At 44.7% G+C, this 25,867-nt stretch carries 22 protein-coding genes; 8 read left to right on the forward strand and 14 right to left on the reverse strand.

Annotation, left to right across the window (positions count from 1 at the left end; translation table 11 throughout):
* The first annotated feature begins 3 nt into the window (after positions 1 to 3).
* The gene (aaeB, locus tag HGT73_RS00115) at positions 4 to 1,959 is read left to right on the forward strand and encodes a p-hydroxybenzoic acid efflux pump subunit AaeB (protein ID WP_214211552.1); all 1,956 of its coding nucleotides are present in this window, start codon (positions 4 to 6) and stop codon (positions 1,957 to 1,959) included.
* A gap of 86 nt (positions 1,960 to 2,045) precedes the next feature.
* Here aaeB and argR read toward each other — a convergent pair whose 3' ends face one another.
* From argR to zapG, 4 genes are all read right to left on the reverse strand, one after another.
* Complete coding sequence (argR, locus tag HGT73_RS00120; RefSeq protein ID WP_048912807.1) at positions 2,046 to 2,516, reverse strand: transcriptional regulator ArgR; 471 nt, start codon at positions 2,514 to 2,516, stop codon at positions 2,046 to 2,048.
* 280 nt (positions 2,517 to 2,796) lie between these two features.
* On the reverse strand, positions 2,797 to 3,849 hold the full coding sequence (gene degS, locus HGT73_RS00125; protein ID WP_214211553.1) for an outer membrane-stress sensor serine endopeptidase DegS: 1,053 nt from the start codon (positions 3,847 to 3,849) through the stop codon (positions 2,797 to 2,799).
* 84 nt (positions 3,850 to 3,933) lie between these two features.
* Entirely contained in the window at positions 3,934 to 5,307 is a 1,374-nt protein-coding gene (locus HGT73_RS00130) for a Do family serine endopeptidase (RefSeq protein WP_407073131.1), read from the reverse strand.
* A 16-nt stretch (positions 5,308 to 5,323) separates the two neighbouring features.
* The gene (gene zapG / locus HGT73_RS00135) at positions 5,324 to 5,722 is read right to left on the reverse strand and encodes a Z-ring associated protein ZapG (RefSeq protein ID WP_214211557.1); all 399 of its coding nucleotides are present in this window, start codon (positions 5,720 to 5,722) and stop codon (positions 5,324 to 5,326) included.
* Positions 5,723 to 5,920: 198 nt separating this feature from the next.
* On the opposite strand from zapG, the gene zapE reads away from it, so the two are divergent.
* From zapE to sspB, 5 genes are all read left to right on the forward strand, one after another.
* The gene (gene zapE / locus HGT73_RS00140) at positions 5,921 to 7,060 is read left to right on the forward strand and encodes a cell division protein ZapE (RefSeq protein ID WP_214211558.1); all 1,140 of its coding nucleotides are present in this window, start codon (positions 5,921 to 5,923) and stop codon (positions 7,058 to 7,060) included.
* Positions 7,061 to 7,298: 238 nt separating this feature from the next.
* A complete protein-coding gene (gene rplM, locus HGT73_RS00145; protein WP_214211559.1) occupies positions 7,299 to 7,727 on the forward strand; it encodes a 50S ribosomal protein L13 in 429 nt (142 codons plus the stop codon).
* Positions 7,728 to 7,742: 15 nt separating this feature from the next.
* Complete coding sequence (gene rpsI / locus HGT73_RS00150) at positions 7,743 to 8,135, forward strand: 30S ribosomal protein S9 (protein ID WP_048911352.1); 393 nt, start codon at positions 7,743 to 7,745, stop codon at positions 8,133 to 8,135.
* 242 nt (positions 8,136 to 8,377) lie between these two features.
* Positions 8,378 to 9,007 carry a stringent starvation protein SspA gene (gene sspA, locus HGT73_RS00155; RefSeq protein ID WP_214211561.1) on the forward strand — a complete coding sequence of 210 codons (630 nt, stop codon included), beginning with the start codon at positions 8,378 to 8,380 and terminating at the stop codon, positions 9,005 to 9,007.
* A 16-nt stretch (positions 9,008 to 9,023) separates the two neighbouring features.
* Complete coding sequence (gene sspB / locus HGT73_RS00160) at positions 9,024 to 9,506, forward strand: ClpXP protease specificity-enhancing factor (protein ID WP_214211562.1); 483 nt, start codon at positions 9,024 to 9,026, stop codon at positions 9,504 to 9,506.
* Between the two features lie 350 nt (positions 9,507 to 9,856).
* On the opposite strand, the gene HGT73_RS00165 is transcribed toward sspB, so the two are convergent.
* Positions 9,857 to 11,275: a glutamate synthase small subunit gene (locus tag HGT73_RS00165; RefSeq protein WP_214211564.1), complete on the reverse strand. Its 1,419-nt coding sequence runs from the start codon at positions 11,273 to 11,275 to the stop codon at positions 9,857 to 9,859.
* 9 nt (positions 11,276 to 11,284) lie between these two features.
* Positions 11,285 to 15,751 (reverse strand): glutamate synthase large subunit, encoded by a 4,467-nt coding sequence (gltB, locus tag HGT73_RS00170; protein ID WP_214211566.1) that lies wholly within the window; start codon positions 15,749 to 15,751, stop codon positions 11,285 to 11,287.
* 634 nt (positions 15,752 to 16,385) lie between these two features.
* Here gltB and arcB point away from each other — a divergent pair.
* Entirely contained in the window at positions 16,386 to 18,713 is a 2,328-nt protein-coding gene (gene arcB, locus HGT73_RS00175) for an aerobic respiration two-component sensor histidine kinase ArcB (protein WP_214211568.1), read from the forward strand.
* A gap of 727 nt (positions 18,714 to 19,440) precedes the next feature.
* A complete protein-coding gene (mtgA, locus tag HGT73_RS00180) occupies positions 19,441 to 20,175 on the forward strand; it encodes a monofunctional biosynthetic peptidoglycan transglycosylase (protein WP_214211569.1) in 735 nt (244 codons plus the stop codon).
* On the opposite strand, the gene npr is transcribed toward mtgA, so the two are convergent.
* The 8 genes from npr to kdsC form a co-directional block, all read right to left on the reverse strand.
* Positions 20,172 to 20,444, reverse strand: coding sequence for a PTS phosphocarrier protein NPr (gene npr, locus HGT73_RS00185; protein WP_214211571.1), 273 nt, complete (start codon positions 20,442 to 20,444; stop codon positions 20,172 to 20,174). The genes mtgA and npr overlap by 4 nt on opposite strands.
* Complete coding sequence (gene rapZ, locus HGT73_RS00190) at positions 20,434 to 21,294, reverse strand: RNase adapter RapZ (RefSeq protein WP_214211572.1); 861 nt, start codon at positions 21,292 to 21,294, stop codon at positions 20,434 to 20,436. The genes npr and rapZ overlap by 11 nt, the downstream gene beginning before the upstream one ends.
* Before the next feature lie 48 nt (positions 21,295 to 21,342).
* Complete coding sequence (ptsN, locus tag HGT73_RS00195) at positions 21,343 to 21,828, reverse strand: PTS IIA-like nitrogen regulatory protein PtsN (protein WP_214211573.1); 486 nt, start codon at positions 21,826 to 21,828, stop codon at positions 21,343 to 21,345.
* Positions 21,829 to 21,987: 159 nt separating this feature from the next.
* A complete protein-coding gene (gene rpoN / locus HGT73_RS00200; protein ID WP_214212072.1) occupies positions 21,988 to 23,421 on the reverse strand; it encodes an RNA polymerase factor sigma-54 in 1,434 nt (477 codons plus the stop codon).
* A gap of 45 nt (positions 23,422 to 23,466) precedes the next feature.
* Positions 23,467 to 24,192: an LPS export ABC transporter ATP-binding protein gene (lptB, locus tag HGT73_RS00205; RefSeq protein WP_214211575.1), complete on the reverse strand. Its 726-nt coding sequence runs from the start codon at positions 24,190 to 24,192 to the stop codon at positions 23,467 to 23,469.
* Between the two features lie 5 nt (positions 24,193 to 24,197).
* Positions 24,198 to 24,746, reverse strand: a complete 549-nt coding sequence (gene lptA, locus HGT73_RS00210) for a lipopolysaccharide ABC transporter substrate-binding protein LptA (protein ID WP_214211577.1) — start codon at positions 24,744 to 24,746, stop codon at positions 24,198 to 24,200.
* Complete coding sequence (gene lptC / locus HGT73_RS00215) at positions 24,730 to 25,293, reverse strand: LPS export ABC transporter periplasmic protein LptC (RefSeq protein WP_214211578.1); 564 nt, start codon at positions 25,291 to 25,293, stop codon at positions 24,730 to 24,732. Before lptC ends, lptA begins: the two co-directional genes overlap by 17 nt.
* Positions 25,290 to 25,853 carry a 3-deoxy-manno-octulosonate-8-phosphatase KdsC gene (kdsC, locus tag HGT73_RS00220; protein ID WP_214211580.1) on the reverse strand — a complete coding sequence of 188 codons (564 nt, stop codon included), beginning with the start codon at positions 25,851 to 25,853 and terminating at the stop codon, positions 25,290 to 25,292. Before kdsC ends, lptC begins: the two co-directional genes overlap by 4 nt.
* Positions 25,854 to 25,867 lie beyond the last annotated feature (14 nt).

Raw genomic sequence — 25,867 nt, forward strand, 5'->3', positions numbered from 1 at the left:
GTTATGATTCAATTCTTACGCTTCCCGGTTAAATTAACTTTTGCGGTACTGTTAGCGATGTTACTGGGTTTCTATTTTAATTTAGAAACCCCGCGCTGGGCGGTGATGACCGCAGGGATTGTCGCCGGGGGCCAAGCCTTTGCCGCAGGCGGTGATCCTTACTCAGGCGCACTGCGCTATCGTGGTTTATTACGTATTATTGGTACGCTCCTAGGCTGTGTTGCGGCGTTGGCCATTGTGATGACCACGATTAGAGCGCCAATGATTATGTTGTTCTTAAGTTGTTTGTGGGCTGGATTCTGTGTTTGGGTATCGTCCCTCGTTAAGGTGGATAACTCTTATGCGTTTGGCCTAGCAGGCTACACAGCACTGATTATTATTATTTCTGCGAACGCTTCTGGTTCTATGGAATTAATGCCTCGCTTGGCGGTTGAGCGTTGTAGCGAGATTTTTATCGGTATTATCTGTGTGATTTTATCGGATATCTTTTTCTCACCTCGTTCAATTAAGAAAGTCATAGACCAAGAAGTCGATCATCTTTTGCTTGCCCAGTACCAACTTCTTCAGTTCTGTGTCGGGCAGAAGGATAAAGAAGAGGTTGATAAAGCGTGGAGTAGTCTCGTGGCTCGGAGCAGCGCTTTTAGCGGTATGCGTAGCCAACTAAAAATGGAATCTTCACACTGGCAAAATAGTAGTCGTCGTTTGAAAATGCTGAACACTCTTTCACTGACTATGATCACCCACGCGACGGAAACTTATCTCAATCTACAAGCTCATCCTGAATATCTTTCTAGTGCATTTGTGGAACTGATTGAGCAGAAAGTAGCTTCTATCGCTGATTTACGCATTAAAGTCCGTGAGTTGCGAAAACTGATCCATGAGTATCCGAAGGAGTCTGTTCCTCTGGCTCTTTCAACCTGGGTCAGTGCAGCCTCTGAATACCTCCTTCTGTCAAAAGGTATTCGTAGTAATGTCAAAGTGAATGGAACAGAAGAGGCTATTTTACGTCGCGAGGATATTGTGGCTCCTCGCTCAGCGGAAACTCATCATGCCATGATTAATGGGATACGTACTTTTGTTGCAACGTTTTCCGGCGTGTTATTTTGGCTTTACTCTGGCTGGAACGCGGGCAGCGGTTGTATGATCATGTTAGCGGTTGTGACGGCGTTAGCCATGCGGATCCCTAATCCATTAATGATGGCGAAAGACTTTCTCTATGGGATGACGGCTGCGTTTCCGGTGGGATTGTTGTATTACGCTTATTTGATGCCCAGCACCCAGCAAAGTATTTTTTTATTGTGCTTAATTATTGGTTTACTGGCGTTTGTTGCGGGTGCATTGATACAGCGTCGACAAGTCGGTGCCTTAGGGGGATTCATTGGAACGTTAAATGTCATCGTCTTGAGTAATCCGATTACCTTCCCCATTGAGTCATTTTTAGATAACTCTCTGGGCCAAATGATCGGCTGTTTCTTGTCATTAATGGTGATATTACTGATCAGAGATAAGTCTAAAGCAAAAACGGGTCGTAAGATTCTAAACCGTTTTATGTATGCGGCTGTTTCATCGTTAACCACCAATCCTTCTCGTCGTCGTGAGAATCATTTGCCAGCGTTATATCAACAGCTTTTTTTACTGCTAAATATGTTTCCTGGTGATTTGAACAAGTATCGATTGGCCTTGACGCTGATTATTAGTCAGCAACGACTGCGAGGATTTTCGATTCCGCCCAGTCCTGAGCTCTCCGCATTCCATCAGCGTTTACGTGGAACGGGGGATAAAGTGATCGCCGCCCGGAGCGTTGAAAAGAAAGAGTTCTATTATACGCAGCTTATTCAAGAGTTAGAAAAATATGAACAGCTGTTGGAGGAGTACGACGTATCAGTAACCGTTAAAGAGTCGGTACATCGTTTAACGGATATTTTAACGCGTTACCAGTCAACGATGATCAATATTTAGGGTTCTGCTAAGTTGGCAGTCGACATTGGTGTTGGCTGCCACTTTCCCTGATAACGACAGCGTTAGCCATCGCAACGATCCTTGACTTACAGTTCTTGTTCAAACAGCGTGAGTACAACGGCATGGAGCTTTTTAACCGTGAATCCGCGTGAGGGTGTGATAAAGATAGTATCGTCGCCTGCAATGGTCCCAAGGATCCCTTCAGATTTACCCAATGAATCTAATAAGCGAGCAATAAGTTGTGCAGCCCCTGGGCTGGTACGAATGACGACGAGTGCATCGTTATAATCAATATCCGTCACTAAGTTTTTTAATGGACTGCTGGTGGTTGGAACCCCTAATTCGGCAGGGAGGCAATAGACCATTTCCATTTTTGCATTACGTGTTCTGACCGCACCAAATTTTGTCAGCATACGTGAGACTTTTGACTGGTTAATATTTTGGAAACCATCTTCTTGTAATGCATGAACAATTTCGCTTTGAGAGCTAAATTTTTCTTCTTTGAGTAGTGCCTTAAAGGCGCGTACGAGATCATCTTGTTTAGAAGGGGTTCGCATAATAAACCTTTAAAATAGAGGAGATAAGATTATTATGCATCTTGCTGCATTTTTATTCAATAATCTCTCTGCGTGTAAAAATAAGTTATAGAGAATTAATCTTAATGATTATTTTTATAAAAGATTATATCTCATTCATTAACGATAGAGGGATGAATCAGACTGTATTTTACACTAAGACCAGAATTAATTACTAAGAAATCGTTAAACTACCTGCTAAAAAAATCGATTTATTATGCATAGAAAGTCATCATGGCTAAGTCGTATCATCCCTATAAGTCTAGTTACTGTCTTGAGGAAACTCTTGAATCGTAACAGGCAGGACTTTCTTTTGCCCATTTCGTAGAATCTTCACATCGATGACAGAGCCGGGACGGATCTCGGCGACTTGATCCATGGTTTCCTGTGCGGAAATGGCGGGTTTATCGTCGACACTGAGTAGCAGATCGTTGGCTTTAATACCTGCTTGTTCAGCAGGCCCTGTCACTTTGGTCACGATAATTCCTTGTAGCTTTTCATAACTATTTCCCTGTTCATGCATGGGAGGAATTTCTCGTCCAGTGATACCAATAAAACCTCTAATGACACGACCATCACGAATAAGTTTATTCATAATTTTTACAGCTAAGGGGGTTGGAATAGCGAAACCAATTCCTTCAGGTGTTTCACCGTCGTTGCTTTTATCGAAGGTAAGCGTGTTTATTCCCATTAGTTCACCCAATGAATTGATTAACGCTCCACCTGAATTTCCCTGATTAATGGAGGCATCAGTTTGTAGGAAGTTTTGACGGCCAGAGGAACTTAACCCGATACGACCTGTGGCGCTGATAATTCCTTGGGTGACTGTTTGTCCCAAATTGTATGGATTACCAATTGCCATGACGACGTCGCCGATATGCGGCACACGCTTAGGATTGATTGGGATAACCGGTAGGGTAGGCGCAGCAATTTTGAGTACAGCTAGATCGGTCAGTGCGTCCGACCCAACCAGCGTTGCCTCGTAAAAACGACCATCTTGTAAGGCAACAATAATTTGGTCAGCATTACTAATGACATGTCGATTAGTCAGAATATAACCACGTTGGTTCATAATGACTCCGGAACCTAGCGTCGTGAAGTCTTTACGTCCCTGGGTTTGGGAGTTTCGGTTATACACATTGACTACGGCTGGGGCTGCGCGACGGACACCGGGGCTAAAACTGAATACGGACTCTTGGCTATTGGTCGGAGCATCATTACTGGAGCTGCCGTTACCAAAAAAACGCATAACGATAAGCAGGACGATAGCAACCAGAATGCCGATAAATGCTGAGCGAAGTAATTTAAATAACATGCTAATAACATTGCCGAGAGAGGGGTGACAGCAGAATATCATGAGAAGGATAGGTACGCACCTCTGTACCTATCCTTATTAGTATTAGCGCAGTAATAAGAAAAGATTATCTTTACCGCGTATAACGCTCATAGCAATAACCGGAGGCTTGGTTGCTAATATTTTGTTCATGGCATCAAGCGACTCTACACGTTGACGGTTAATGGCCGTAATAACATCGCCAGTATGTAAACCAATCTGTTGTGCTGGGCTTGAAGGGGTAACACTATCGACTTTAACCCCTTTAGCTTTATCTAGTGTTGTGCCATCACTAAACTGTGCACCTTGTAAGGCAGGCAGATCAATGGTTGTTGGTGCAGCACTTGGCGTACTTTGCTCCAGTGTGACCTCAGCATTAATCGTTTTACCATCGCGCAATAACGTCAATGTGACTTTGTCCCCAGGGGCGCTTGTGCTGACTTTGACACGTAACTCAGCAAAGCTACTGATAGGTTTGCCGTTTAGGCCGGTTATAATATCCCCAGCTTTAATGCCTGCTTTCGCCGCTGCGGAGTTTGGAAGCACTTCAGCAACAAATGCGCCGCGTTGGACATCGACATGGAAGGCTTTTGCCATATCGGATGACATCTCGGTGCCTTTTAGTCCTAACTGTCCACGGGTCACTTTTCCGTTTTTGATTAACTGTTGGGCCAGATTCATTGCCATATTGGACGGGATAGCAAAGCCAATACCAATGTTACCCCCGCTAGCGGCAAGGATAGCAGTATTGATACCAATAAGTTGCCCCTTTAGATTCACCAAGGCACCGCCCGAGTTTCCGCGGTTAATGGCAGCATCCGTTTGAATGAAGTTTTCAAGTCCTTCAATATTTAAGCCACTGCGGCCAAGAGCGGAAATAATTCCCGATGTAGCCGTTTGTCCTAAGCCGTAGGGATTACCAATTGCCACCGCAAAATCGCCTACTTGTATAGCATCTGAATCTGCCACGTTAATTTGTACTAAATTCTTCGCATTTTTAACTTGCAGTAGGGCAATATCCGTTTGGCTATCATGACCCACTAAGCGTGCAGGATATTCATTACCATCAGCCAATTGCACTGTGATCTTATCCGCACCGTTAATAACGTGATTATTGGTGAGAATATAGCCATTTTTGGCATCAATAATGACCCCTGACCCCAGCCCTTGAAAAGGGGTAGGTTGCTGTGCTTGCGGGTTTTGCCCCAGAAAAGGTTTAAGCGGGTCAGGGATCTGCGTGTCTTGATTCGCGGTCGTAGTACCACTGACTTGTACACTGACAACGGAAGGCAGTGTTTTAGCGAGCATTGGGGCAAGTGAAGGCAAGGGTTGGTCGCCTACTTGTGCAGGTAAATTTGCATAGGAAGCAGGAAGGTATGCCATACCAAGCGCCATACTGAGCGCGATAGCTAGCGCTAAAGGCGTACGATTTTTTCTCATCATTGACCCTCTACCCTTATTTATCTGTGGTGGTGCTTCTCAGTAAGCCCGATGATTTTTCAGAATAATCTCGAGGCATTTCGGCTAAAGATTCATCGGTTTGATGGGTTGCCGACGTTTGCTGCCAGACAAATGGATTACTTTGTGCTGTTTGTTCAGGGAGAAGAACTTTCGTTGTACTCGACATATGTTGGTAAAGCTCTTGGTAATTTTGTGACATATTTTCGAGCAACTCAGCACTGCGAACAAAGTGTCCATTAAGCTCTTGCTTAAACTCTTTGAGTTCATCTTTGGTTTTTTCTAATTCGTATTGCAAAGCGTGCTGATCACGCAGTTTGCGACTACCGAAACGTGTGATGACAACACCGACAATCACACCAACAACTAATCCAATCAGCCCATATTCCCAGGTCATAATGACTCCCATAATATCCGTTGTTCTAAGAGGACGAGGCAAACAATTACCTATTTTATGTAAGAGGCTCGTCGAAGATAGTTTATCTCACTATACCTCTTAATGCTCAGGATGTGGAATCCTCCGTTAACCTGGCGTACTGTATAGCGATTTTCAAGGTTGTAATTGTCGTCTTCGATTTTCTAAACGGTGTCTACTATGCAAACCATTTCTCCACTTGCTCGTTATCAACAAGCCCTCGAACAGGGTGAGTATCGGCCTGATGAGGTACAAAAAGCCGCAGTTACAGAACTTGATCGGCTTCAGCAAGCGTTAGTCTCACGTCAACAAGGCGCCTCCTCATCCAGCCCTAAAAAAGGATTGTTGGGGCGTTTTTCATCGCTGTTTCATCGTGATACAGACACACAACAGTCTCCGGTACAGGGGCTCTATATGTGGGGTGGAGTGGGTCGCGGTAAAACATGGATCATGGATCTGTTCTATCAATCTGTTCCAGGAGAGCGAAAGTTACGCCTGCATTTTCACCGTTTTATGTTACGAGTACATGAAGAGTTAAGCCAATTACAAGGTCATAGTGATCCGTTACTGATTATTGCTGATCGTTTTCGTGAGCAGACAGACCTACTCTGTTTTGATGAGTTTTTTGTCTCTGACATCACCGATGCAATGCTACTTGGTACATTGATGGAAGCTCTGTTCGATCGCGGGATCACGTTGGTCGCAACCTCCAATATTCCCCCGGATGAACTCTATCGTAATGGATTGCAGCGAGCACGATTTTTGCCTGCGATTGAGCAGATTAAACAACATTGCCAAGTGATGAATGTGGATGCAGGTATCGATTACCGTTTACGTGCGCTTACCTCCGCTCATTTATGGAAGTCACCCCTAAATGATGAGACGGTTCAGGCGATTGCCTCGCTCTTTAAAACACTCTCAGGCTATGATTTTTCCAATGCATCCGCGCCGGTATTAGAAATTAACCATCGGCCCATGAATACGGTACATGTTGCGCAAGGGGTATTAGCCATCCGCTTTACCGTTTTATGTGGTGAGAACCGCAGTCAACATGATTACATAGCATTATCACAGCAGTTTCATACGGTTTTATTACTTGATGTTCCGCAGCTTACTAGCCAAACGGAAGACCAGGCAAGACGATTTCTTGCAATGATAGATGAATTCTATGAAAGACATGTTAAACTCGTCGTTTCTGCGGAAGTGGCGTTGGAAGATATCTATCAAGGTAATCAATTGAAATTTGAATACCAGCGCTGCTTATCTCGTCTTCAGGAGATGCAAAGCGAAGAGTATTTGCGCCTTCCTCATTTGCCGTAAGGCAGAAAACCGCGTGGAGTTGCGAATTAATGATAAAAGAGGTCGATTTTTGATGTCGACTTCTTTATAATCTTGCGACCCCACGTTACAACAAATGGTTTTATTCCCAAAAACCTTTGTGTTCCGGTAGTTCTATCCGAAGGGGTAGGCTTACTGGCAAAATGGTCGTGTGAGCCTCAACCGTTAATAGCGTTTGGGATTTCACCAACGTGTAACTTATATTTGGGTAAGCTTTTAGATGAAAACTTTTACAGCTAAACCAGAAACCGTCAAACGCGACTGGTATGTTGTTGACGCAACTGACAAAACCTTAGGTCGTTTAGCGACTGAACTGGCTCGTCGTCTGCGTGGTAAACATAAAGCGGAATACACTCCGCACGTAGATACTGGTGATTACATCATCGTTCTTAACGCTGAGAAAGTTGCTGTAACCGGCAACAAACGTAGCGACAAGATCTACTATCGCCACACTGGTCACATCGGTGGTATCAAGCAAGCGACCTTTGAAGAAATGATTGCTCGTGCTCCTGAGCGTGTCATTGAAACCGCGGTAAAAGGCATGCTGCCGAAAGGCCCTCTGGGCCGTGCAATGTTCCGTAAACTGAAAGTTTACGCGGGCAACGAGCACAACCATGCGGCACAGCAACCGCAAGTTCTGGACATTTAATCGGGATCAATGGCAATGGCTGAAACTCAAAACTACGGCACAGGTCGCCGCAAAAGCTCTTCCGCACGCGTCTTTATTAAGCCGGGTAGTGGAAACATCGTAATTAACCAACGCTCTTTAGAGCAATATTTCGGTCGTGAGACTGCACGTATGGTCGTGCGTCAACCGCTGGAATTGGTTGATTTGATTGGTAAATTAGATCTGTACATCACTGTTAAAGGTGGTGGTATTTCTGGTCAAGCAGGAGCGATCCGTCACGGTATCACTCGCGCTCTGATGGAATACGACGAATCTCTGCGTTCTGAACTACGTAAAGCGGGCTTTGTTACTCGTGATGCGCGTGAAGTTGAACGTAAGAAAGTCGGTCTGCGTAAAGCACGTCGTCGTCCACAGTTCTCTAAGCGTTAATTCATGGCTGCTTTGCAGCAATGTTTTTACGAAAAAACCCGCTTCGGCGGGTTTTTTATTGTCTTAATACTGCTTTTTTCTTACCTCGAACACCTTAATGATCAAAATTAGCGCCCAGATTGAAAGGTTGCCCACAAAGGCTGCAATTTCTGGTAAACTATCGCGCAGTTTATGGTCTATTATCTGCCATCGGTTATTGAGATGGTTTATCGCGGTTCTTATAAGTATATGTGGAGGTTTTCATGGCTGTCGCTGCCAACAAACGTTCGGTAATGACACTGTTTTCTGGACCCACTGATATCTATAGCCATCAGGTACGTATCGTGCTGGCTGAGAAAGGTGTAAGTGTAGAAATTGAACAGGTGGATAAGTCAAATCTTCCACAAGACTTGATCGATCTTAATCCGTATTGCACCGTTCCAACTTTAGTGGACCGTGAGCTGACGTTATATCAGTCGCAAATCATTATGGAATATTTGGATGAGCGTTTTCCTCATCCCCCGTTGATGCCAGTCTATCCTGTTGCGCGCGGTGAAAGCCGTTTAATGATGCATCGTATTGAACAGGACTGGTACAGCCTGCTGTTTAAAATTGAGCAAGGTAATAGCGAAGAAGCAGATTCGGCGCGCAAACAACTGCGTGAGCAATTGTTAGCTATCGCGCCACTATTTGCTCGTACCCCGTACTTCTTAAGTGAAGAGTTTAGCTTAGTTGATTGTTACTTAGCACCATTGCTGTGGCGCTTACCTTCGTTAGGTGTTGACTTAACTGGTGCGGGATCTAAAGATCTTAAAGGTTATATGAATCGTGTGTTTGAACGTGATTCGTTTCTCGCTTCTCTCACGGAAGCTGAGCGTGAGATGCGTCTCTAACCGAGGCTGAGACTTTATGGAAATGACGAATTTAACAGCACGTCGCCCTTACTTACTGCGTGCATTCTACGATTGGTTGCTGGATAACGAGTTAACGCCACATTTAGTGGTGGACATTAATTTGCCTGGTGTAGAGGTTCCATTAGAATTCGCTCGTGATGGGCAAATTGTCCTCAATATTGCTCCGCGTGCGGTGGGTAATTTGGAACTCGGTAATGAATTTGTAAGCTTTAATGCGCGATTCGGTGGTGTTCCTCGTCAGGTTTTCGTTCCTTTAGCGGCTGTGATGGCGCTCTACGCACGTGAAAATGGGGCAGGAACCATGTTTGAGCCTGAGCCACAATATGACGATATTGAGATAATGGCAGATACTGATTCCTCTGTCTCTACTGAGCCAAAGATGTCAGTCATTGATGGCGATGCAGTAACCTCGGATGAGGATAATGACGATAATCCACCGCCTAAGGGTAGTCGTCCGTCATTACGAGTTGTTAAATAATCTCAGTTTTAAAAAATAGTACGTATTCAGCATAAGACCGGTTACTTAACGATCGGCTTACTTTAAGAAAATCCGGTACAGGTTCTGTGTCCGGATTTTTTTTGCAAATTTTTTGCACGTGAACCCCACCTTAACCTTTCAGTTCAGCTAACGATATTCTCTTTAAGTATGACTTATAGGATTGATGGTATTACAGCAAGGACTATCCTAGAGGGTAGGCATTACAACCATGAGGTTAGCGATAAAATGAAAGCGCTTCAAAATCGCCCAAGATAAAACGAAAAATGCCAATCAGCATTGACTGATTGGCATGATGTATTCCGGGAATTTTGTCTTGTTAACCCAATATTCTAGACTTCAAGGTAGTCCAATATACCTTCTGCAGCTTTTCTCCCTTCCGCAATCGCCGTAACGACCAGATCGGATCCTCTTACTGCATCACCCCCTGCAAAGATTTTAGGGTGGCTAGTTTGAAAAGGATTATCTGCAGTTTCTGGGGCGACAATACGTCCGGTGGCATCAAGTTCAACATTATACTCAGCTAGCCACGGCATACTGTGTGGACGGAAACCGAATGCAAGAATCACTGCGTCCGCAGGGATAACATGCTCGGAACCCGCCACTGGTTGCGCTTGTTGGCGACCCGCTGCATCGGCAGGTCCCATTTCTGTACGCACCATTTTGACACCCACAACGTGACCATTACCGTCAATTTCAATCCCTAGTGGTTGTAGATTGAATTGGAAATCTACGCCTTCTTCACGAGCATTTTTCACTTCACGGCGAGAGCCCGGCATATTGGCCTCATCACGACGATAGGCACAGATAACGTTGGTCGCACCTTGGCGAATCGAGGTTCTAACACAGTCCATCGCGGTATCACCACCGCCGAGTACCACAACACGTTTACCTTGCATATCCAGGTAAGGTTGCTCTGCCAGTGCTTCAAATCCCATCGTTTTACGTGTGTTGGCAATCAAGAATGGTAAGGCATCGTAAACGCCTTTTGCATCTTCATTGTTAAATCCACCACGCATTGATTGGTAAGTGCCCACGCCAAGGAAAACGGAGTCGTATTCATCAAGCAGAGTTTGCATAGCAATATCTTGGCCGACTTCAACGTTCAGGCGAAACTCAATACCCATTCCTTCAAATAACTCACGACGCTTGATCATCACCTCTTTTTCTAATTTGAATGAGGGAATACCAAAGGTGAGTAATCCGCCAATTTCTGGGTGGCGATCAAAGACTGTAACCTTAACGCCGTTACGGGTTAAGACATCAGCACACGCTAAGCCTGCTGGACCTGCGCCAATGACGGCCACACGTTTATTGACTGACTTAACCTGTGACATATCAGGGCGCCAGCCCATCTCCATCGCTTTATCATTGATATAGCGCTCAATGTTGCCGATAGTGACTGCACCGAAATCGTTATTGAGCGTACAGGAGCCTTCACATAAGCGGTCCTGCGGGCAAACTCGGCCACACACCTCGGGTAAGCTGTTGGTTTGGTGCGACAGCTCTGCCGCTTCGATAATGCGCCCTTCATTCGCTAATTTTAGCCAGTTTGGAATGTAGTTATGAACAGGACATTTCCATTCACAATAGGGATTACCACAATCTAAACAGCGATCGGCTTGTGCTTTAACTTGCCCTTCTGAGAAGGGCTCGTAAATTTCAACAAATTCAATTTTACGGAGTTGCAGCGGTTTCTTTGGCGGATCAACGCGCTGTAAGTCAATAAACTGATAAACATTTTGGCTCATCTTTGCTCCTTACTGCGCCTGAACCCGAAGTTCTGCCGCTGACCGGCTACGGTGTCCCAGTAATGCTTTTACATCACTCGACTTTGGTTTGATCAGCATAAATTTTTCTGCCCAGTTTGACCAATGTGCAAGGATCTCCTCGCCACGGCTTGACTGTGTATATTGCACATGCTCGGTAATCAACCCGCGCAAATGCTCTTCGTGAATAGGGAGCGATGCAACGTCGAGCACTTCGACAAGTTCAGCGTTAACACGTTTACGGAATTCGCCATCTTCATCTAATACGTAAGCAAATCCGCCTGTCATGCCAGCACCAAAGTTGACGCCTGTTCGGCCAATAATACAGACAACTCCTCCCGTCATGTATTCACAGCCGTTATCGCCAATTCCTTCAACAACGGTGATCGCTCCTGAGTTACGCACGGCAAAACGTTCTCCTGCGCGGCCAGCGGCAAAGAGTTTCCCACCCGTTGCGCCATATAAGCAGGTATTTCCGGCGATGGTTGCTTCATGGCTACGGAACGCAGAGCCGATTGGGGGACGGATAGCGAGTAATCCACCTGCCATCCCTTTTCCGACATAGTCGTTGGCATCGCCGGTTAAAATCATCTCTAATCCACCTGCATTCCACACCCCGAAACTTTGTCCGGCTGTTCCGTTCAGATGAACCTGAATTGGATCCGCCGCCAAGCCTTGGTCACCGTAGCGTTGTGCGATAGCACCGGATAAGGTAGCACCGATTGAACGATCCGTATTTTTCACATCAAAGTAGAGATGTTTACTTTGTTTTGCTTCAATATACGGAAGAGCTTGTTCTAACAGCGCTTTATTTAGTGTTCCTTTATCAAAAGGAGGGTTGGACTCTGTGCAATACAGAGCCTTACCTGGCACAGGTGTCGCCGTTTCAAGCAGTGATCCGAGCGTCAACTTTTGTTGTTTGGCAGTAAAGCCTTCTAATGTAGTGAGCAAATCCGTACGACCGATCAAATCGGTTAACCGACTGACACCCAAAGAGGCCATGATTTCACGTGTTTCCCGAGCTATAAACTCAAAGTAATTAGTCACTTTAAAGGGTAACCCGTGGTAATGATTCTTACGCAACTTCTCGTCTTGTGTAGCAACGCCTGTTGCACAGTTATTGAGGTGACAAATACGTAAGTATTTACAGCCTAGTGCGACCATTGGCCCAGTTCCAAACCCAAAACTCTCTGCGCCGAGAATCGCCGCTTTGATAATATCGAGGCCGGTTTTTAGTCCGCCATCAATTTGTAAACGGATTTTATGACGTAGTCCATTGGCAACGAGGGCTTGCTGTGTTTCCACTAAACCAAGTTCCCACGGACAACCGGCATATTTCACGGAGGTCAATGGACTTGCACCGGTACCGCCATCGTAGCCAGCCACGGTAATTAAATCGGCATAGGCCTTAGCTACACCGGTAGCAATAGTGCCTACACCTGGCTCGGAAACCAGTTTTACTGAGATTAATGCCTTCGGATTGACTTGTTTGAGGTCAAAAATAAGCTGGGCTAAATCCTCGATTGAATAAATATCGTGATGCGGTGGCGGCGAAATAAGTGTGACGCCGGGTACCGAATAGCGTAAACGTGCAATGTAAGGGGTGACTTTATCCCCTGGTAGCTGTCCACCTTCACCTGGTTTAGCGCCTTGTGCCACTTTAATTTGAATTACATCGGCGTTAACTAAATAAGCGGGTGTAACACCAAAACGGCCAGAGGCTACTTGCTTGATTCGCGACACTTTATTGGTCCCGTAGCGCGCAGGATCTTCACCACCTTCTCCTGAGTTGGAGAATCCGCCAATACTGTTCATTGCTTCAGCTAAGGCTTCATGCGCTTCGGGACTTAATGCACCAATTGACATGGCTGCGGTATCGAAACGTTTAAATAGCGCCGTTGCAGGTTCAACATCGTCGATACTAATCACCTTGTCACTGGATTTTAAGGCCAGTAGGTCACGCAAAGTCGCAGTGGGGCGATTATTGACATGTTGGGCATAGTTTAGGTAATCAGCATAGTCACCGCTCTCTACGGCTTTTTGCAGGGTATTGACGATATCGGGGTTATACGCGTGATATTCTCCACCGTGGACGTATTTTAATAATCCACCTTGTTCGAGTGGCTTACGCGCTAACCATGCTCGTTTAGCAAGATTCACTAAGTCTTGCTCGAAGTCGCTGAAATTAGCGCCACCAATACGGCTGGTCACATTCTGGAAGCAGAGTTTTGTAATATCGGTATGCAGTCCGACGGCTTCAAACAGTTTTGAGCAACGGTAGGAGGCGACCGTTGAAATTCCCATTTTCGACATGATTTTATATAAGCCTTTGTTGATCCCATTACGGTAATTCAACATCGCTTTACGGTAATCATGGTCGATAACTCCGCTATCAGCCATTTTCGCTAAGGTTTCATATGCTAACCACGGGTAAATAGCCGTTGCACCAAAACCAAGTAGAACAGCAAAGTGGTGAGGATCTCGGGCCGAAGCAGTCTCGACAATAATGTTCGCATCACAGCGTAGACTTTTTTCGACTAAGCGTGCTTGTACGGCACCGACGATCATCGGCGCTGGAACAGGAAGTCTCTCTGCTGAGATATGCCGGTCAGAGAGCACAAGTAAGACGGTACCTTCACGAACCATTTTCTCTGCTTGATCATTGAGACGATGGATCGCTGCCTCCAAATGTTCTTCAGCGGGGTTAAAGGTACAATCTAGGGTATCTGCACGATAGTATTGACTGTCTAACTGCGTTAGCTGTGAGAAGTCTGAGTAAAGTAAGATCGGGGACTTGAAACTCACACGGTGAGCTTGCCCTTCTGCTTCACAAAAGACGTTCATCTCTTGACCAATACAGGTTGCCAACGACATTACATGATTTTCACGTAATGGATCGATAGGGGGGTTAGTGACTTGTGCAAATTGCTGACGAAAATAGTCATAAATGATACGCGGGCGGCTACTCAGTACGGCGAAGGGGGTATCATCACCCATTGAGCCGACGGCCTCTTGACCATTTTCGCCGAGTACGCGAATAACGGTGTCTAACTCTTCGCTGCTATAGCCGAATTGCTTATGCCATGTCGCAAGCTCTGTATCATCGAGTTGACGACTGCCTACGCGATCGTCAGGGAGATCTTCAAAAGGAACTAAACGCTTAACGTTTTTTTCCATCCACGTTTTATAAGGATGACGGCTTTTTAGGTCATTATCTGTTTCAGCGGAATGTAAAATACGGCCATTACGCGTATCGATAACCATTAATTCACCAGGCCCTACTCGACCTTTTTCGACGACTTCATCCGGTTGATAATCCCAAATACCCACTTCCGACGCACAAGTAATTAACTTATCTTTGGTGATAACGTAGCGCGCAGGTCGTAGGCCATTACGATCAAGGTTACAGGCGGCATACCGTCCGTCAGACATCACGATACCTGCAGGGCCATCCCAAGGCTCCATATGCATGGAGTTGAAATCAAAGAAGGCGCGTAGGTCTGGGTCCATATCAGGATTATTTTGCCAAGCAGGTGGCACAAGTAAGCGCATTGCACGAACTAAGTCCATTCCGCCATTCAAAAACAGCTCCAGCATATTATCCATAGAACTTGAGTCAGAGCCGGTTTCATTGACGAACGGGGCGACCGTCTGCAAATCAGGGATCAGCGGGGTATTAAACTTATAGGCGCGTGCTCTTGCCCATTGGCGGTTACCGGCAATGGTATTAATTTCACCATTATGTGCCATATAGCGGAAGGGCTGCGCGAGTGGCCAGCGTGGCACAGTATTGGTTGAAAAACGCTGGTGAAATAGGCAGATAGAAGACTCAAGACGTAAATCTGCCAAATCAAGATAGAATCTTGGCAGATCTGCAGGCATACATAGGCCTTTATAAATATTCACTTGGTTAGAGAAGCTACAGATGTAAAATTCGCTATCCTCTAAGGCTTCCACTCGCTTTTCGATACGACGACGAGCCATATATAGGCGTCGTTCCATATCACGTGGGCGCCAACCAGCCGGTGCATTAATAAAAATTTGCTCAATTACCGGTAGTGAAGAGAGGGCTATTTCACCCAAGACATCGCGATTAATCGGGACTTCACGCCAGCCGACAACGGAAAGTGTTTCACGTAACACTTCTTCTTCGATAATTTTACGCGATACGGCTGCTTTTTCCGGGTCATTATTTAGAAAAAGCATTCCAACGCTGTAATTCCGTGCAAGGCTCCAGCCTTGCGTTTCAGCAATATAGCGAAAGAAGCGGTCTGGTTTTTGTAGCAATAATCCACATCCATCACCCGTTTTTCCATCAGCAAGTATTGCACCACGGTGTTGCATCCGCGCGAGACCATGAATTGCCGTTCTGACAACTTTATGGCTGGGTTCGCCTTCTATATGGGCAATCAGGCCAAAGCCACAGTTAGCCTTTTCAAAGGATTTATCATACAACATTGAGTCAACCTCCACGGGCTCTGCGGCCCTTTTCTTCCAGCACTTTGCTACCGATAACGCTGCATGGGCTAGGGTAATGGTTAGGAGCGTAAATTCGCGTTTTAGCCCTGTGGGGTTAAGGGATACCAAGACCTTAAAGTCAGCAGGGAACGTTTAATTACTGAATAAAATAGGCGGGGATAATGCACGCCGCACAGATTACTACCAGCTATGTGTCAACTTATCGGGAATTATGACCGAGGTCAAATTAAGGAGGTAACAAATGTTTCATTGACTATTTTTATGTATCATAATGAATATTAACTATTTTTAGTCTATTTTAATCGGTTTGCATTGTTATGGTGCAACGGATTTGTGTTATCTGTATCACTGTGGTGCAGGCCAAAACATAGCTATACGCTCTGTTATAGTGGTAAATAGAAGTGGTTTATAGTGGTAAATGACATTTAAATGTTTTTTTTAACTATTTTATCCATCGCGGTTTTTTTTATTTCGCCTTCAGAACAAATTGTGCGGAATCGATAAATAACATGAATTTAAATGCAAATAGTTAACATTTAAATTCAAAAGTTAATCTGCTGCTTACCGCTTTATTTTTACGCTATCATGTAGACTCCTCGATGATGGAGTGATTATGAAACATATCCGCCTGTTAGCGCAGTACTACGTTGATTTAATGGTCAAACTTGGCCTTGTCCGCTTCTCTTTACTGCTCGCATCAGCATTAGTCGTGCTGGCGATGATTGTACAAATGGCCGTGACCCTATTATTACATGGCCATGTTGAATCGATTGATGTAGTGCGATCAATCTTCTTTGGTTTACTTATCACTCCTTGGGCCGTTTATTTTCTCTCCGTGGTGGTTGATCAATTGGAGGAGTCTCGGCAGCGTTTAGCGAAGTTGGTCGATAAATTAGAAGAAATGCGTGATCGCGATTTACAGCTTAATCAGCAGATGCAACAGACGATCACTCAACTTAATCAAGAGATCACTGAGCGTAAAAATGCGGAGCATGCACGGGAAAGTGCAATTCAAAAACTCGAAGAGGAGATGGAAGGGCGGATTAAAGCACAAATAGAATTGGAGCAACAATCTTCCTTTTTACGTTCGTTTTTAGATGCATCTCCAGATCTGGTTTTTTATCGTAATATTGACCGCCAGTTTTCGGGGTGTAACCGAGCGTTAGAGTTATTAACTGGGAAAAGTGAACAGCAGTTAATCGGCTTACGACCACAAGATGTATATGATATTGATACTGCAGAAAAAATATTAGCTACTGATGAGAAGGTTTTTCGTCACAATATCGCACTCACTTACGAGCAATGGTTACATTATCCCGACGGAAAGAAAGCCTGTTTTGAAGTACGTAAAGTTCCCTATTATGACCGCATTGGAAAACGAAGTGGCTTAATGGGCTTTGGTCGCGATATTACGGAGCGTAAGCGTTATCAAGAGGCTTTGGAAAATGCGAGTCGCGATAAGACGACCTTTATCTCAACGATCAGCCATGAGCTACGTACTCCACTAAACGGCATTGTCGGATTAAGCCGTATCTTATTAGATACCCAATTGGATGGCGATCAGCTTAACTATCTCAAAACTATCCATGTATCGGCGATTACTTTGGGTAACATTTTTAATGATGTTATTGAGATGGATAAAATCGAACGTCAAAATATTAAGCTTGACCGTCAGCCGATTAACTTTACAGATTTTATTGCTGATCTCGAAAACTTAGCTGGGTTACTGGTGCAACCGAAAGGCCTGACTTTCATCATGCATGTTGAAGAGCCGTTACCGCGAACCGTACTTGCTGATGGTACGAGATTAAGACAAATATTGTGGAACTTGATCAGTAACGCGGTGAAGTTTACAAAGGAGGGAGAGGTCTCAATCCGGGTAAGTTACCAATCGCAACACTTGACGTTTGCAGTGAAAGATTCGGGTATAGGCATTCCGCAGTCCGAACAGGACAAGATTTTCGCTATGTATTATCAAGTTGAAGATGCTCAGGGTGGGAAGCCAGCGACGGGGACAGGGATTGGCCTTGCTGTTTCTGCACGTATTGCCGAGGCAATGGGAGGGAGCATTCGTGTTGAGAGTGAGCCGCATCGTGGCGCATGTTTCACTCTTGATGTGTCTGCGCCTGAGATTCTGTCTTTAGCTTCCGACGTTGTGGATGAGGATGAGGGACTATTACCGGTGCTTCATATCCTTCTAGTCGAAGATATTGAGCTTAATGTGATTGTTGCCCGTTCGGTATTAGAAAAACTAGGTTGTTCAATCGATGTTGCCATGACAGGACAAGAAGCCCTAGACCTTTTTGATCCCGATGAATATGACATGGTACTGCTGGATATTCAATTACCGGATATGACCGGCCTAGAGGTAGCGAGGCAGTTAAAACAGCGATACACCCCGCAACAACTTCCGCCTTTGGTGGCCCTCACTGCAAATGTCTTAAAAGATAAAAGCGAGTATCTTAATGCAGGTTTAGATGGTGTGCTGAGTAAGCCTCTGTCTGTACCGGCGCTAACCGCTACCATCAAGCAGTTTTGGGATCCTAGCTCTACACCCACTCAATCATCCACCTCCTCTTTGGTTACCCAGTCTTCAGACAGATTGGATACCGAGATGTTGGAGCAATACTTAAGCTTAGTTGGCCCATCACTGATCCACGATGGCATAGCCATGTTCGAGAAAATGATGCCGGATTATCTTGAGGTGCTTGATTCAAACATGTTGGCGCGTGATCAAACCGAGATTGCAGAACAGGGACATAAAATTAAAGGGGCGGCAGGAGCCATTGGGCTAAAACAGATACAAAAAATTGCACAGAAGATCCAGTCACCAGAGTTACCGGCATGGTGGGATAATGTTCAAGATTGGGTCGACGAGTTACATTGTGCCTGGCAAAAAGATATTGATGTATTGAAAGCGTGGTTAAAAAGTCAGTCTTAGGAGAAAAATTACCCCGGTTAAACCGGGGTGCGCGAAGATTGCGCCAACACCAGGGAAAGAGAACCGAACAGCATATTAATTATTGATAGTAATCGTACTGCTATTCAGTGGTATTGGATATCGAGGTCTACTGTAGCAAACAAATGGTACCGATTTCTATAAAACATTAACGTTAGTAATGCATTTAATACAAAAAGACCTTTAACGCTTAGTTAAACCCTATATTGTCCTGATACTAAAATCGACTTTATACTTAATAACCTTATATTATCAAGGGTTATATACTATGAGCAACCATTTTCACATGTAAATACCTAAAGTTCTTAAGGTTATTTCTCTTATAAACATTAAAACGATAGATTTAACTAATGAATAAAAGAATAACAAAATGTAATTCTGTGAAAATACCTTAATTTTCTATCCAAAGTATTACGTACTATAGAAATTTCACAATGGTTAGTCAGTTAATTGTCACTATGTTTATTTAATGTTAAGTAAGAGTGTAACAAATGATAAAATTATTGGCGAATGATAATTTACGTTAAACTAAAAAAACTTAGGTATATTGACTGTGCTGGCAAGTAAATTTTATTGTTTACAGTAAGTTGGAACCGTTTCTCACTGTTCAGTTAAGTCATCTTTTTAAGAGATATATCCTCTATTATCACTTAATCTCATATAATTATTAGTTAGGAATTACAAACGGAATGGCTAAACGAGAGTGGGTATGATAATTAAACGTAAAGCAGGGTGGAGCCGGATAAAAAAAGGGCTAATCAGACTCTTTCTCTCTGTTACCGGACTCTGGTTAGTTGTTGTACTACTTTTGACGTTTCTTCCTGTTCCTTTTTCCGCTGTGATGGCTGAAAGACAGATCACGGCCTGGGCCTCAGGGAATTTTTCTTATCGTGCCCATTCTGATTGGGTCAGTATGGATGAGATTTCACCGTGGATGCCTTTAGCCGTTATTTCGTCAGAAGATCAGCGATTTACCGAACACTGGGGGATCGATTTTGGCGCGGTACAAACGGTGCTAACGCAGCAAGGGGAAACTCATCTACGCGGCGCATCGACGCTATCGCAACAGACGGCTAAGAATATGTTTTTATGGGACGGACGAAGTTGGGTACGTAAGGCAATCGAAGCGGGTATGACGCTCGGTATTGAAGCTATCTGGCGTAAAAAGCGAATCTTAACTATTTACCTCAATGTCGCAGAGTTTGGGCCTGGAATATTTGGAGTAGAAGCGGCTTCACAAGCGTATTTTCATAAGCCGGCTCGTCAATTGACAGAGGAGCAAGCAGCGTTATTGGCGGCGGTACTGCCTTCACCGTTACGCTACAAAGTTCAAACCCCTTCACGTTATGTACAGATGCGCGAACAATGGATTATGCGTCAAATGCGTCAGCTAGGTGGCCAGGCATTTTTAACGCAGCATCATTTGTACTCGCAGCGAACTTAGTCTTCGTCGAAACCTGAAGCAAAGAGTTCGACAACGGCCTGTAGAGCCTCTTGCTCTTGCGGGCCACTGGCTTCAACTTCTATCTTCCCGCCTTTTGCCGAATCCAACATGAGTAGTGCGATGACGCTGTTTGCTTCAGCCTCAGTCCCGGCTTCGTTCCTGAGTAATACCTCAGCATCGAAACTTTGTACCAACTCAAATAACTTCATAGCAGGCCGCGCGTGCATGCCTAATTTATTTTGTATTGAAACGGTTTGCTTAACGGTCATGGTTTTTCTTTTCCAAAGTACGGTGCCGGCGTTGAACATTTTTACCTCGGGAGGCGAAATAGTCGGCAAGTTGCTCAGCAATATAAACGGAGCGATGTTTACCGCCGGTACAACCAATTGCAACAGTCAGGTAACTGCGATTATTTCTTTCCAGCATTGGCAGCCACAATTCTAAGTAGCTGCGCGTTTGGTAGATGAACTGGTGAACGTCTGTATGGCGTTCTAAAAATTGACAGACTGGACGGTCCAAACCGGTTAATGGGCGAAGTTTGGCATCCCAATGCGGATTTGGTAGGAATCGCACATCAAATACGTAGTCAGCATCTACAGGCAGGCCATATTTGAAGCCAAATGATTCAAACACGATAGTGAGTTCGCGCTCTGGCTTTCCTGACAGTCGTGTCCGTAACATCTCTGCAAGCTCATGCACTGACATTTCGGAGGTATCAATCACTAGGTCGGCTCTTGAGCGAAGCGGTTCTAGGAGTTCAGACTCATGTTGAATGGCATCTTCGAGTGATAAATTCCGGGCAGTCAATGGGTGTAATCGACGAGTATCACTGTAACGGCGAATCAGTGTATTAGTATTGGCATCAAAAAAAAGGAGTTGAGGTGAGAATGCCAACTGGAGCTTATCAAACACCGCTTTGAATAATTGCGGCGACTCAGGCATATTCCTGATATCAATACTGACGGCTGCCGAAATTTCTCTTTTTGCTAAGGTTGCTGCGAGCTCAGGTAAGAGTTCAATAGGTAAATTATCGACGCAATAAAATCCCATATCTTCCAGTGCACGTAATGCAACCGATTTACCCGACCCGGAACGACCGCTGACGATCATCAGTGCCATGAATTTCTTTCTCCTGTAAATCTTTTACGAGTAAATCTGGATTAAGGGCTATGAGTCTTCATCATCAGTGTTACCCATAAGAATCTGATAAAGCACATCATCGCTTTCCGCTTGGCGCAATTGCCGACAAATCGCTTTATTAGAGAGTCGCTTGGCAATTAACGATAGCGTATGACGATGTATTTTGCTCTGTCCCGCAGGGACTAAAAGTGCAAAAAGAAGATCAACGGGTTGATTGTCGATAGCATCGAAAGCAATAGGGTGTTGAAGTTTAATAAAGACACCCACAGAACGCAGGGTATCTTGCTCAAGTTTACCATGAGGAATTGCTATACCCCCTCCGATACCGGTACTCCCCATTTTTTCACGATTCAGGATCGTTTCAAAAATGAGTTGATGAGGCAGATTCAGCTGGCTCGCCGCGATTTCGCTAATTATCTCTAACGCTCTTTTTTTACTTTGACAATCGATATTGTTGCGTGTGCAATCGAGCGTTAGCACATTACCTAGTTCTAAAGGGAGGTCGCTATTCATAGTACTCACTTGCTGATAATTTGACGATGAGTCAGACACAGACATCGTGGTTAATGATGATCATTAATTGGCCTGCATGGTAACAGAACACTTAATGCAGGCAAATAATTTACATAGCTGAGATCATCATGCACTTTTTATCGATGTTACACATCAACGTTACATGAGTCGTTTCCGCTGATTTGACGGTGGAATGGCTAATGATTCCCGATATTTTGCCACTGTACGCCGTGCCACAATAATGCCTTGTTCTGACAGTAATGTTGTTAACCGACTGTCGCTGAGTGGTTTAGCCGGGTTTTCCGCAGCAATAAAGCGTTTAACCAATGCTCTAATCGCCGTGGATGAAGCCTCCCCACCATTTTCTGTATTGACATGGCTCGAAAAGAAATATTTGAGCTCAAATATACCGCGTGGACTATGTAAAAATTTTTGTGTTGTCACACGGGAAATCGTTGATTCATGCATCTCTATCGCTTCGGCTATATCAGCAAGTACCATTGGACGCATATGTTCTTCGCCTAACTCGAAGAACGCTTGCTGTTGCTCGACAATACAGCGCGAGACTTTCAGTAAGGTATCATTACGACTTTCAACACTTTTGATTAACCAACGGGCCTCTTGCAGATGGCTACGGATAAATTGGGAATCACTTGCATTCACTGCACCACTGCTCATTGACGCATAATGCTGATTGATACCTAAACGAGGTAAGCAGTCTGAGTTGAGATCAACTTCCCATTTCTTACCTATTTTCTTCACCAAAACGTCGGGTATCACATAATCAGATTCACCGGTGTTCACCGATTGTCCGGGACGCGGATCAAGAGACTGGATCAATTGCATCGCGGCTTTCAGTACTTCTTCTTTAAAGCGTGTTACACGCATTAACCCTCGGAAATCGTGATTGGCTAACAGATCGAGGTGTTCCTTAATGATGTGGCGTGCTTCGTTGAGGAAAGGGGTTTCGGGAGAAAATTGCGAGAGCTGAGTTTGTAAGCTCTCTTGCAAATCTCGTGCTCCTACCCCGATCGGATCAAAATGCTGAATACGTTTAAGAACCGCTTCCACTTCGTCAATGTCACATTCGTCGTTACCCAGACTTTCTAAAATATCCTCAAGAGGAATCGTGAGATATCCTGTGGTATCGATCGCATCAATAATCGACGCTGCAATAGCTCTATCTTTTTCCGTAAAAGGCGTAAGATCAGCTTGCCAAGTCAGGTAGTCTTGCAGGGATTGTGTGGTTTCACCTTGATAAACAGGGAGCTCATCATAGTGATAATCATTCCCCGTACCCGAAGGAGTCCCTGCGGTATAAATGGAGTCCCACTCGGTATCGAGCGGGAGTTCTGCGGGCATGTCACGCTGCTCAAGCGCCTCGCGGGTATCTAACGACGCACTTTCTGCATCGTCTACCATGTCGATCTCGGAGAGAGAATCCGTTTGTTCAAGTAGCGGATTGCTCTCTAGCGCGAGTTGTAATTCTTGTTGAAGCTCAAGAGTAGAAAGTTGCAGCAGGCGGATGGCTTGCTGCAACTGAGGTGTCATCGCCAGCTGTTGGCTGAGTCTGAATTGCAGACTTTGTTTCATCATCTTAGACCCAATTGCCAGAAATTAAAAAAAACAGCCCTGAGACTACAGTCGGAATTCCTCTCCTAGATATACCCGTTTTACTTGCTCGTCCTTCAAAATATCTTCTGGAGTACCGTGAGCAATCAATTGTCCTTGGCTTACTATATAGGCACGTTCACAGACCGCGAGTGTTTCTCTTACGTTATGATCGGTAATTAAGACACCCAAGCCGCTATCGCGTAAATGTTCGATAATCTTTTTTATATCAATCACCGAGATCGGGTCAACACCTGCAAAGGGTTCATCCAATAAAATAAATTTAGGATTAGCCGCCAATGCTCGGGCAATTTCGACGCGACGCCGTTCACCCCCCGATAAGGATTGACCTAAACTTTTCCGTAAATGCTCGATATGGAACTCTTGCAGTAACTCGTCGGCACGGGCTTTGCGTTGTTCGTTATTCAGGTCATCACGAATTTGCAGCACGGCCATTAAGTTATCATAAACACTTAAGCGTCTGAAGATAGAGGCTTCTTGTGGAAGATAACCGATCCCACGACGAGCGCGGGCATGTAGCGGCAGTAAACTAATATCTTCTTCATCGATAATAATTTTTCCTGCATCGCGCTGAACGATACCGACAACCATATAAAAGGTCGTCGTTTTACCGGCGCCATTAGGACCTAGTAGCCCGACGATTTCGCCTGATTTTACATTCAAACTGACATCGCCAACCACTTGTCGGCCTTTATAGGACTTCGCTAAGTTTTGTGCAATTAACGTTGCCATAGGGCTTATTGACCTCGGGTTTTAGGGGTAGAGGAGGGTTTATCCTGAAGTTGGGATGGGATCAGAACAGTCGTTACGCGCTTATTTTGACCGTCACTGTAAGCCTGCATTTTTTGCGCTTTGACCAAATAGGTAATGCGATCACCATTGATATTGCTATCTAACTGTTGGACGTGCGCTTTACCGGTCAACTCGACAGAATCGGCAGCTAAATCATAGTGGAGTTTACTCGCACTCCCTTTTACCGGTTTACCATTATCTTGCATTTGATAGAAGGTTGCAGGGTTCCCGTAGGCATCGACTAATGTTTTTTTATTGTCGCCGCCAGGACGAGTAACCACGACTTTATCCGCTTGAATTTTAATCGTACCTTGGGTAATAACGACATTACCGGTAAAGGTCGCGATGTTACCGTCCATATCCAGTGACTGATTAATAGAATTAATATGTACGGGCTGATCCGTGTCACCGGTTACGGCCAAGGCTGGGAGACTCAGTGCGAGTAAACCGCCTGCGAGAAGCAGATTTAATGAAGATTTATTTTTGAATTTCATAAGAAGTATTTACCTTTTCAAGCAACTCGGCTGTTTTGGCGCGTAAATTACCGCGTAATTTCATTCCGTTCGACTCAAAGCCAATTCCCTTGAGCGTCACGCTATCGTTCGATGTGACATCTTGAGTCACTAAGTTAACTTGCGCCGTATCGGTAGTAACGCGTTGTAAGCGCGAGTCTGCAAGTTGAGATTGTATGACAACATGGCCATAAAGATAGAGCATTCTATCTTGCGTTAATTTTGCTTTGTCAGCGGTTAATACCCAAGTTGCACGTTTCGTATCATCGAACGTCGTTAATACCGGTTGGGTAAACCAAGTGAGCTGTTGCGTATCAAAATATTCAACCTGTTGTGAAACTAATCGATACGTTAAAGCGCCTTGCGGGTTATAAACAGTCGTTTTTGACGTTTCACTGGTATAGGTAGGTGATTGGTCATTGACGACTGTCGAGGCATTTTTATTCTGTGATGAGGTCAGATTCCAGCCGATTAGCGCTAACGCAATTATAGCGAGAAGTCCCGTTATCCATTTACGCGCATTACTCATAGTGATAACCCTTCGGCTTGTTCAAATTTATTTTGTGCCATGAGGATAATATCACAAAGTTCTCTTACCGCGCCTCGTCCACCTACAATACGCGTTGTATAGTCTGCACGTTGTTGGATGAGTGGATGAGCATCTGCGACAGCAACACTGAGTCCAACCTGTTCCATTACAGGCCAATCAATCAAGTCATCACCAATGTAGGCCACTTCATGTGGTGCACATTGAAGGTCGGTCAATAGCTGCTGATAAGCGATCAGTTTATTAGACTGGCCTTGATATAAATGTGTTATTCCCAATGTGGCGCAACGATCTTCGAGTAATTTCGCTTTACGTCCCGTAATGATCGCTACCTCGATATTGCTGGTGAGTAAGCAGCGAATTCCATAGCCATCTCGAACGTTGAAGGCTTTTAATTCTTCACCGGAATTTCCTTGGTAAACATTGCCGTCCGACATTACGCCATCTACATCACAGATGAGAAGTTTTATCTTCGCCGCGCACTGCATGACATCATGGGCAATTGGGCCATAACATGAGATAAAGTGGCTTTCTGCATTCATTAAATATTCTGTCC

Origin of the sequence: Rosenbergiella australiborealis, assembly GCF_018494035.1 — a bacterium.
Taxonomy (GTDB): Bacteria; Pseudomonadota; Gammaproteobacteria; order Enterobacterales; family Enterobacteriaceae; genus Rosenbergiella; species Rosenbergiella australiborealis.

Bases quoted from the DNA above. Each gene is read 5' to 3' on its own strand.
- aaeB (WP_214211552.1), top strand. From the start codon at position 4: ATGATTCAATTCTTACGCTTCCCGGTTAAATTAACTTTTGCGGTACTG.
- argR (WP_048912807.1), bottom strand. From the start codon at position 2,516: ATGCGAACCCCTTCTAAACAAGATGATCTCGTACGCGCCTTTAAGGCA.
- degS (WP_214211553.1), bottom strand. From the start codon at position 3,849: ATGTTATTTAAATTACTTCGCTCAGCATTTATCGGCATTCTGGTTGCT.
- HGT73_RS00130 (WP_407073131.1), bottom strand. From the start codon at position 5,307: ATGAGAAAAAATCGTACGCCTTTAGCGCTAGCTATCGCGCTCAGTATG.
- zapG (WP_214211557.1), bottom strand. From the start codon at position 5,722: ATGACCTGGGAATATGGGCTGATTGGATTAGTTGTTGGTGTGATTGTC.
- zapE (WP_214211558.1), top strand. From the start codon at position 5,921: ATGCAAACCATTTCTCCACTTGCTCGTTATCAACAAGCCCTCGAACAG.
- rplM (WP_214211559.1), top strand. From the start codon at position 7,299: ATGAAAACTTTTACAGCTAAACCAGAAACCGTCAAACGCGACTGGTAT.
- rpsI (WP_048911352.1), top strand. From the start codon at position 7,743: ATGGCTGAAACTCAAAACTACGGCACAGGTCGCCGCAAAAGCTCTTCC.
- sspA (WP_214211561.1), top strand. From the start codon at position 8,378: ATGGCTGTCGCTGCCAACAAACGTTCGGTAATGACACTGTTTTCTGGA.
- sspB (WP_214211562.1), top strand. From the start codon at position 9,024: ATGGAAATGACGAATTTAACAGCACGTCGCCCTTACTTACTGCGTGCA.
- HGT73_RS00165 (WP_214211564.1), bottom strand. From the start codon at position 11,275: ATGAGCCAAAATGTTTATCAGTTTATTGACTTACAGCGCGTTGATCCG.
- gltB (WP_214211566.1), bottom strand. From the start codon at position 15,751: ATGTTGTATGATAAATCCTTTGAAAAGGCTAACTGTGGCTTTGGCCTG.
- arcB (WP_214211568.1), top strand. From the start codon at position 16,386: ATGAAACATATCCGCCTGTTAGCGCAGTACTACGTTGATTTAATGGTC.
- mtgA (WP_214211569.1), top strand. From the start codon at position 19,441: ATGATAATTAAACGTAAAGCAGGGTGGAGCCGGATAAAAAAAGGGCTA.
- npr (WP_214211571.1), bottom strand. From the start codon at position 20,444: ATGACCGTTAAGCAAACCGTTTCAATACAAAATAAATTAGGCATGCAC.
- rapZ (WP_214211572.1), bottom strand. From the start codon at position 21,294: ATGGCACTGATGATCGTCAGCGGTCGTTCCGGGTCGGGTAAATCGGTT.
- ptsN (WP_214211573.1), bottom strand. From the start codon at position 21,828: ATGAATAGCGACCTCCCTTTAGAACTAGGTAATGTGCTAACGCTCGAT.
- rpoN (WP_214212072.1), bottom strand. From the start codon at position 23,421: ATGAAACAAAGTCTGCAATTCAGACTCAGCCAACAGCTGGCGATGACA.
- lptB (WP_214211575.1), bottom strand. From the start codon at position 24,192: ATGGCAACGTTAATTGCACAAAACTTAGCGAAGTCCTATAAAGGCCGA.
- lptA (WP_214211577.1), bottom strand. From the start codon at position 24,746: ATGAAATTCAAAAATAAATCTTCATTAAATCTGCTTCTCGCAGGCGGT.
- lptC (WP_214211578.1), bottom strand. From the start codon at position 25,293: ATGAGTAATGCGCGTAAATGGATAACGGGACTTCTCGCTATAATTGCG.
- kdsC (WP_214211580.1), bottom strand. From the start codon at position 25,853: ATGAATGCAGAAAGCCACTTTATCTCATGTTATGGCCCAATTGCCCAT.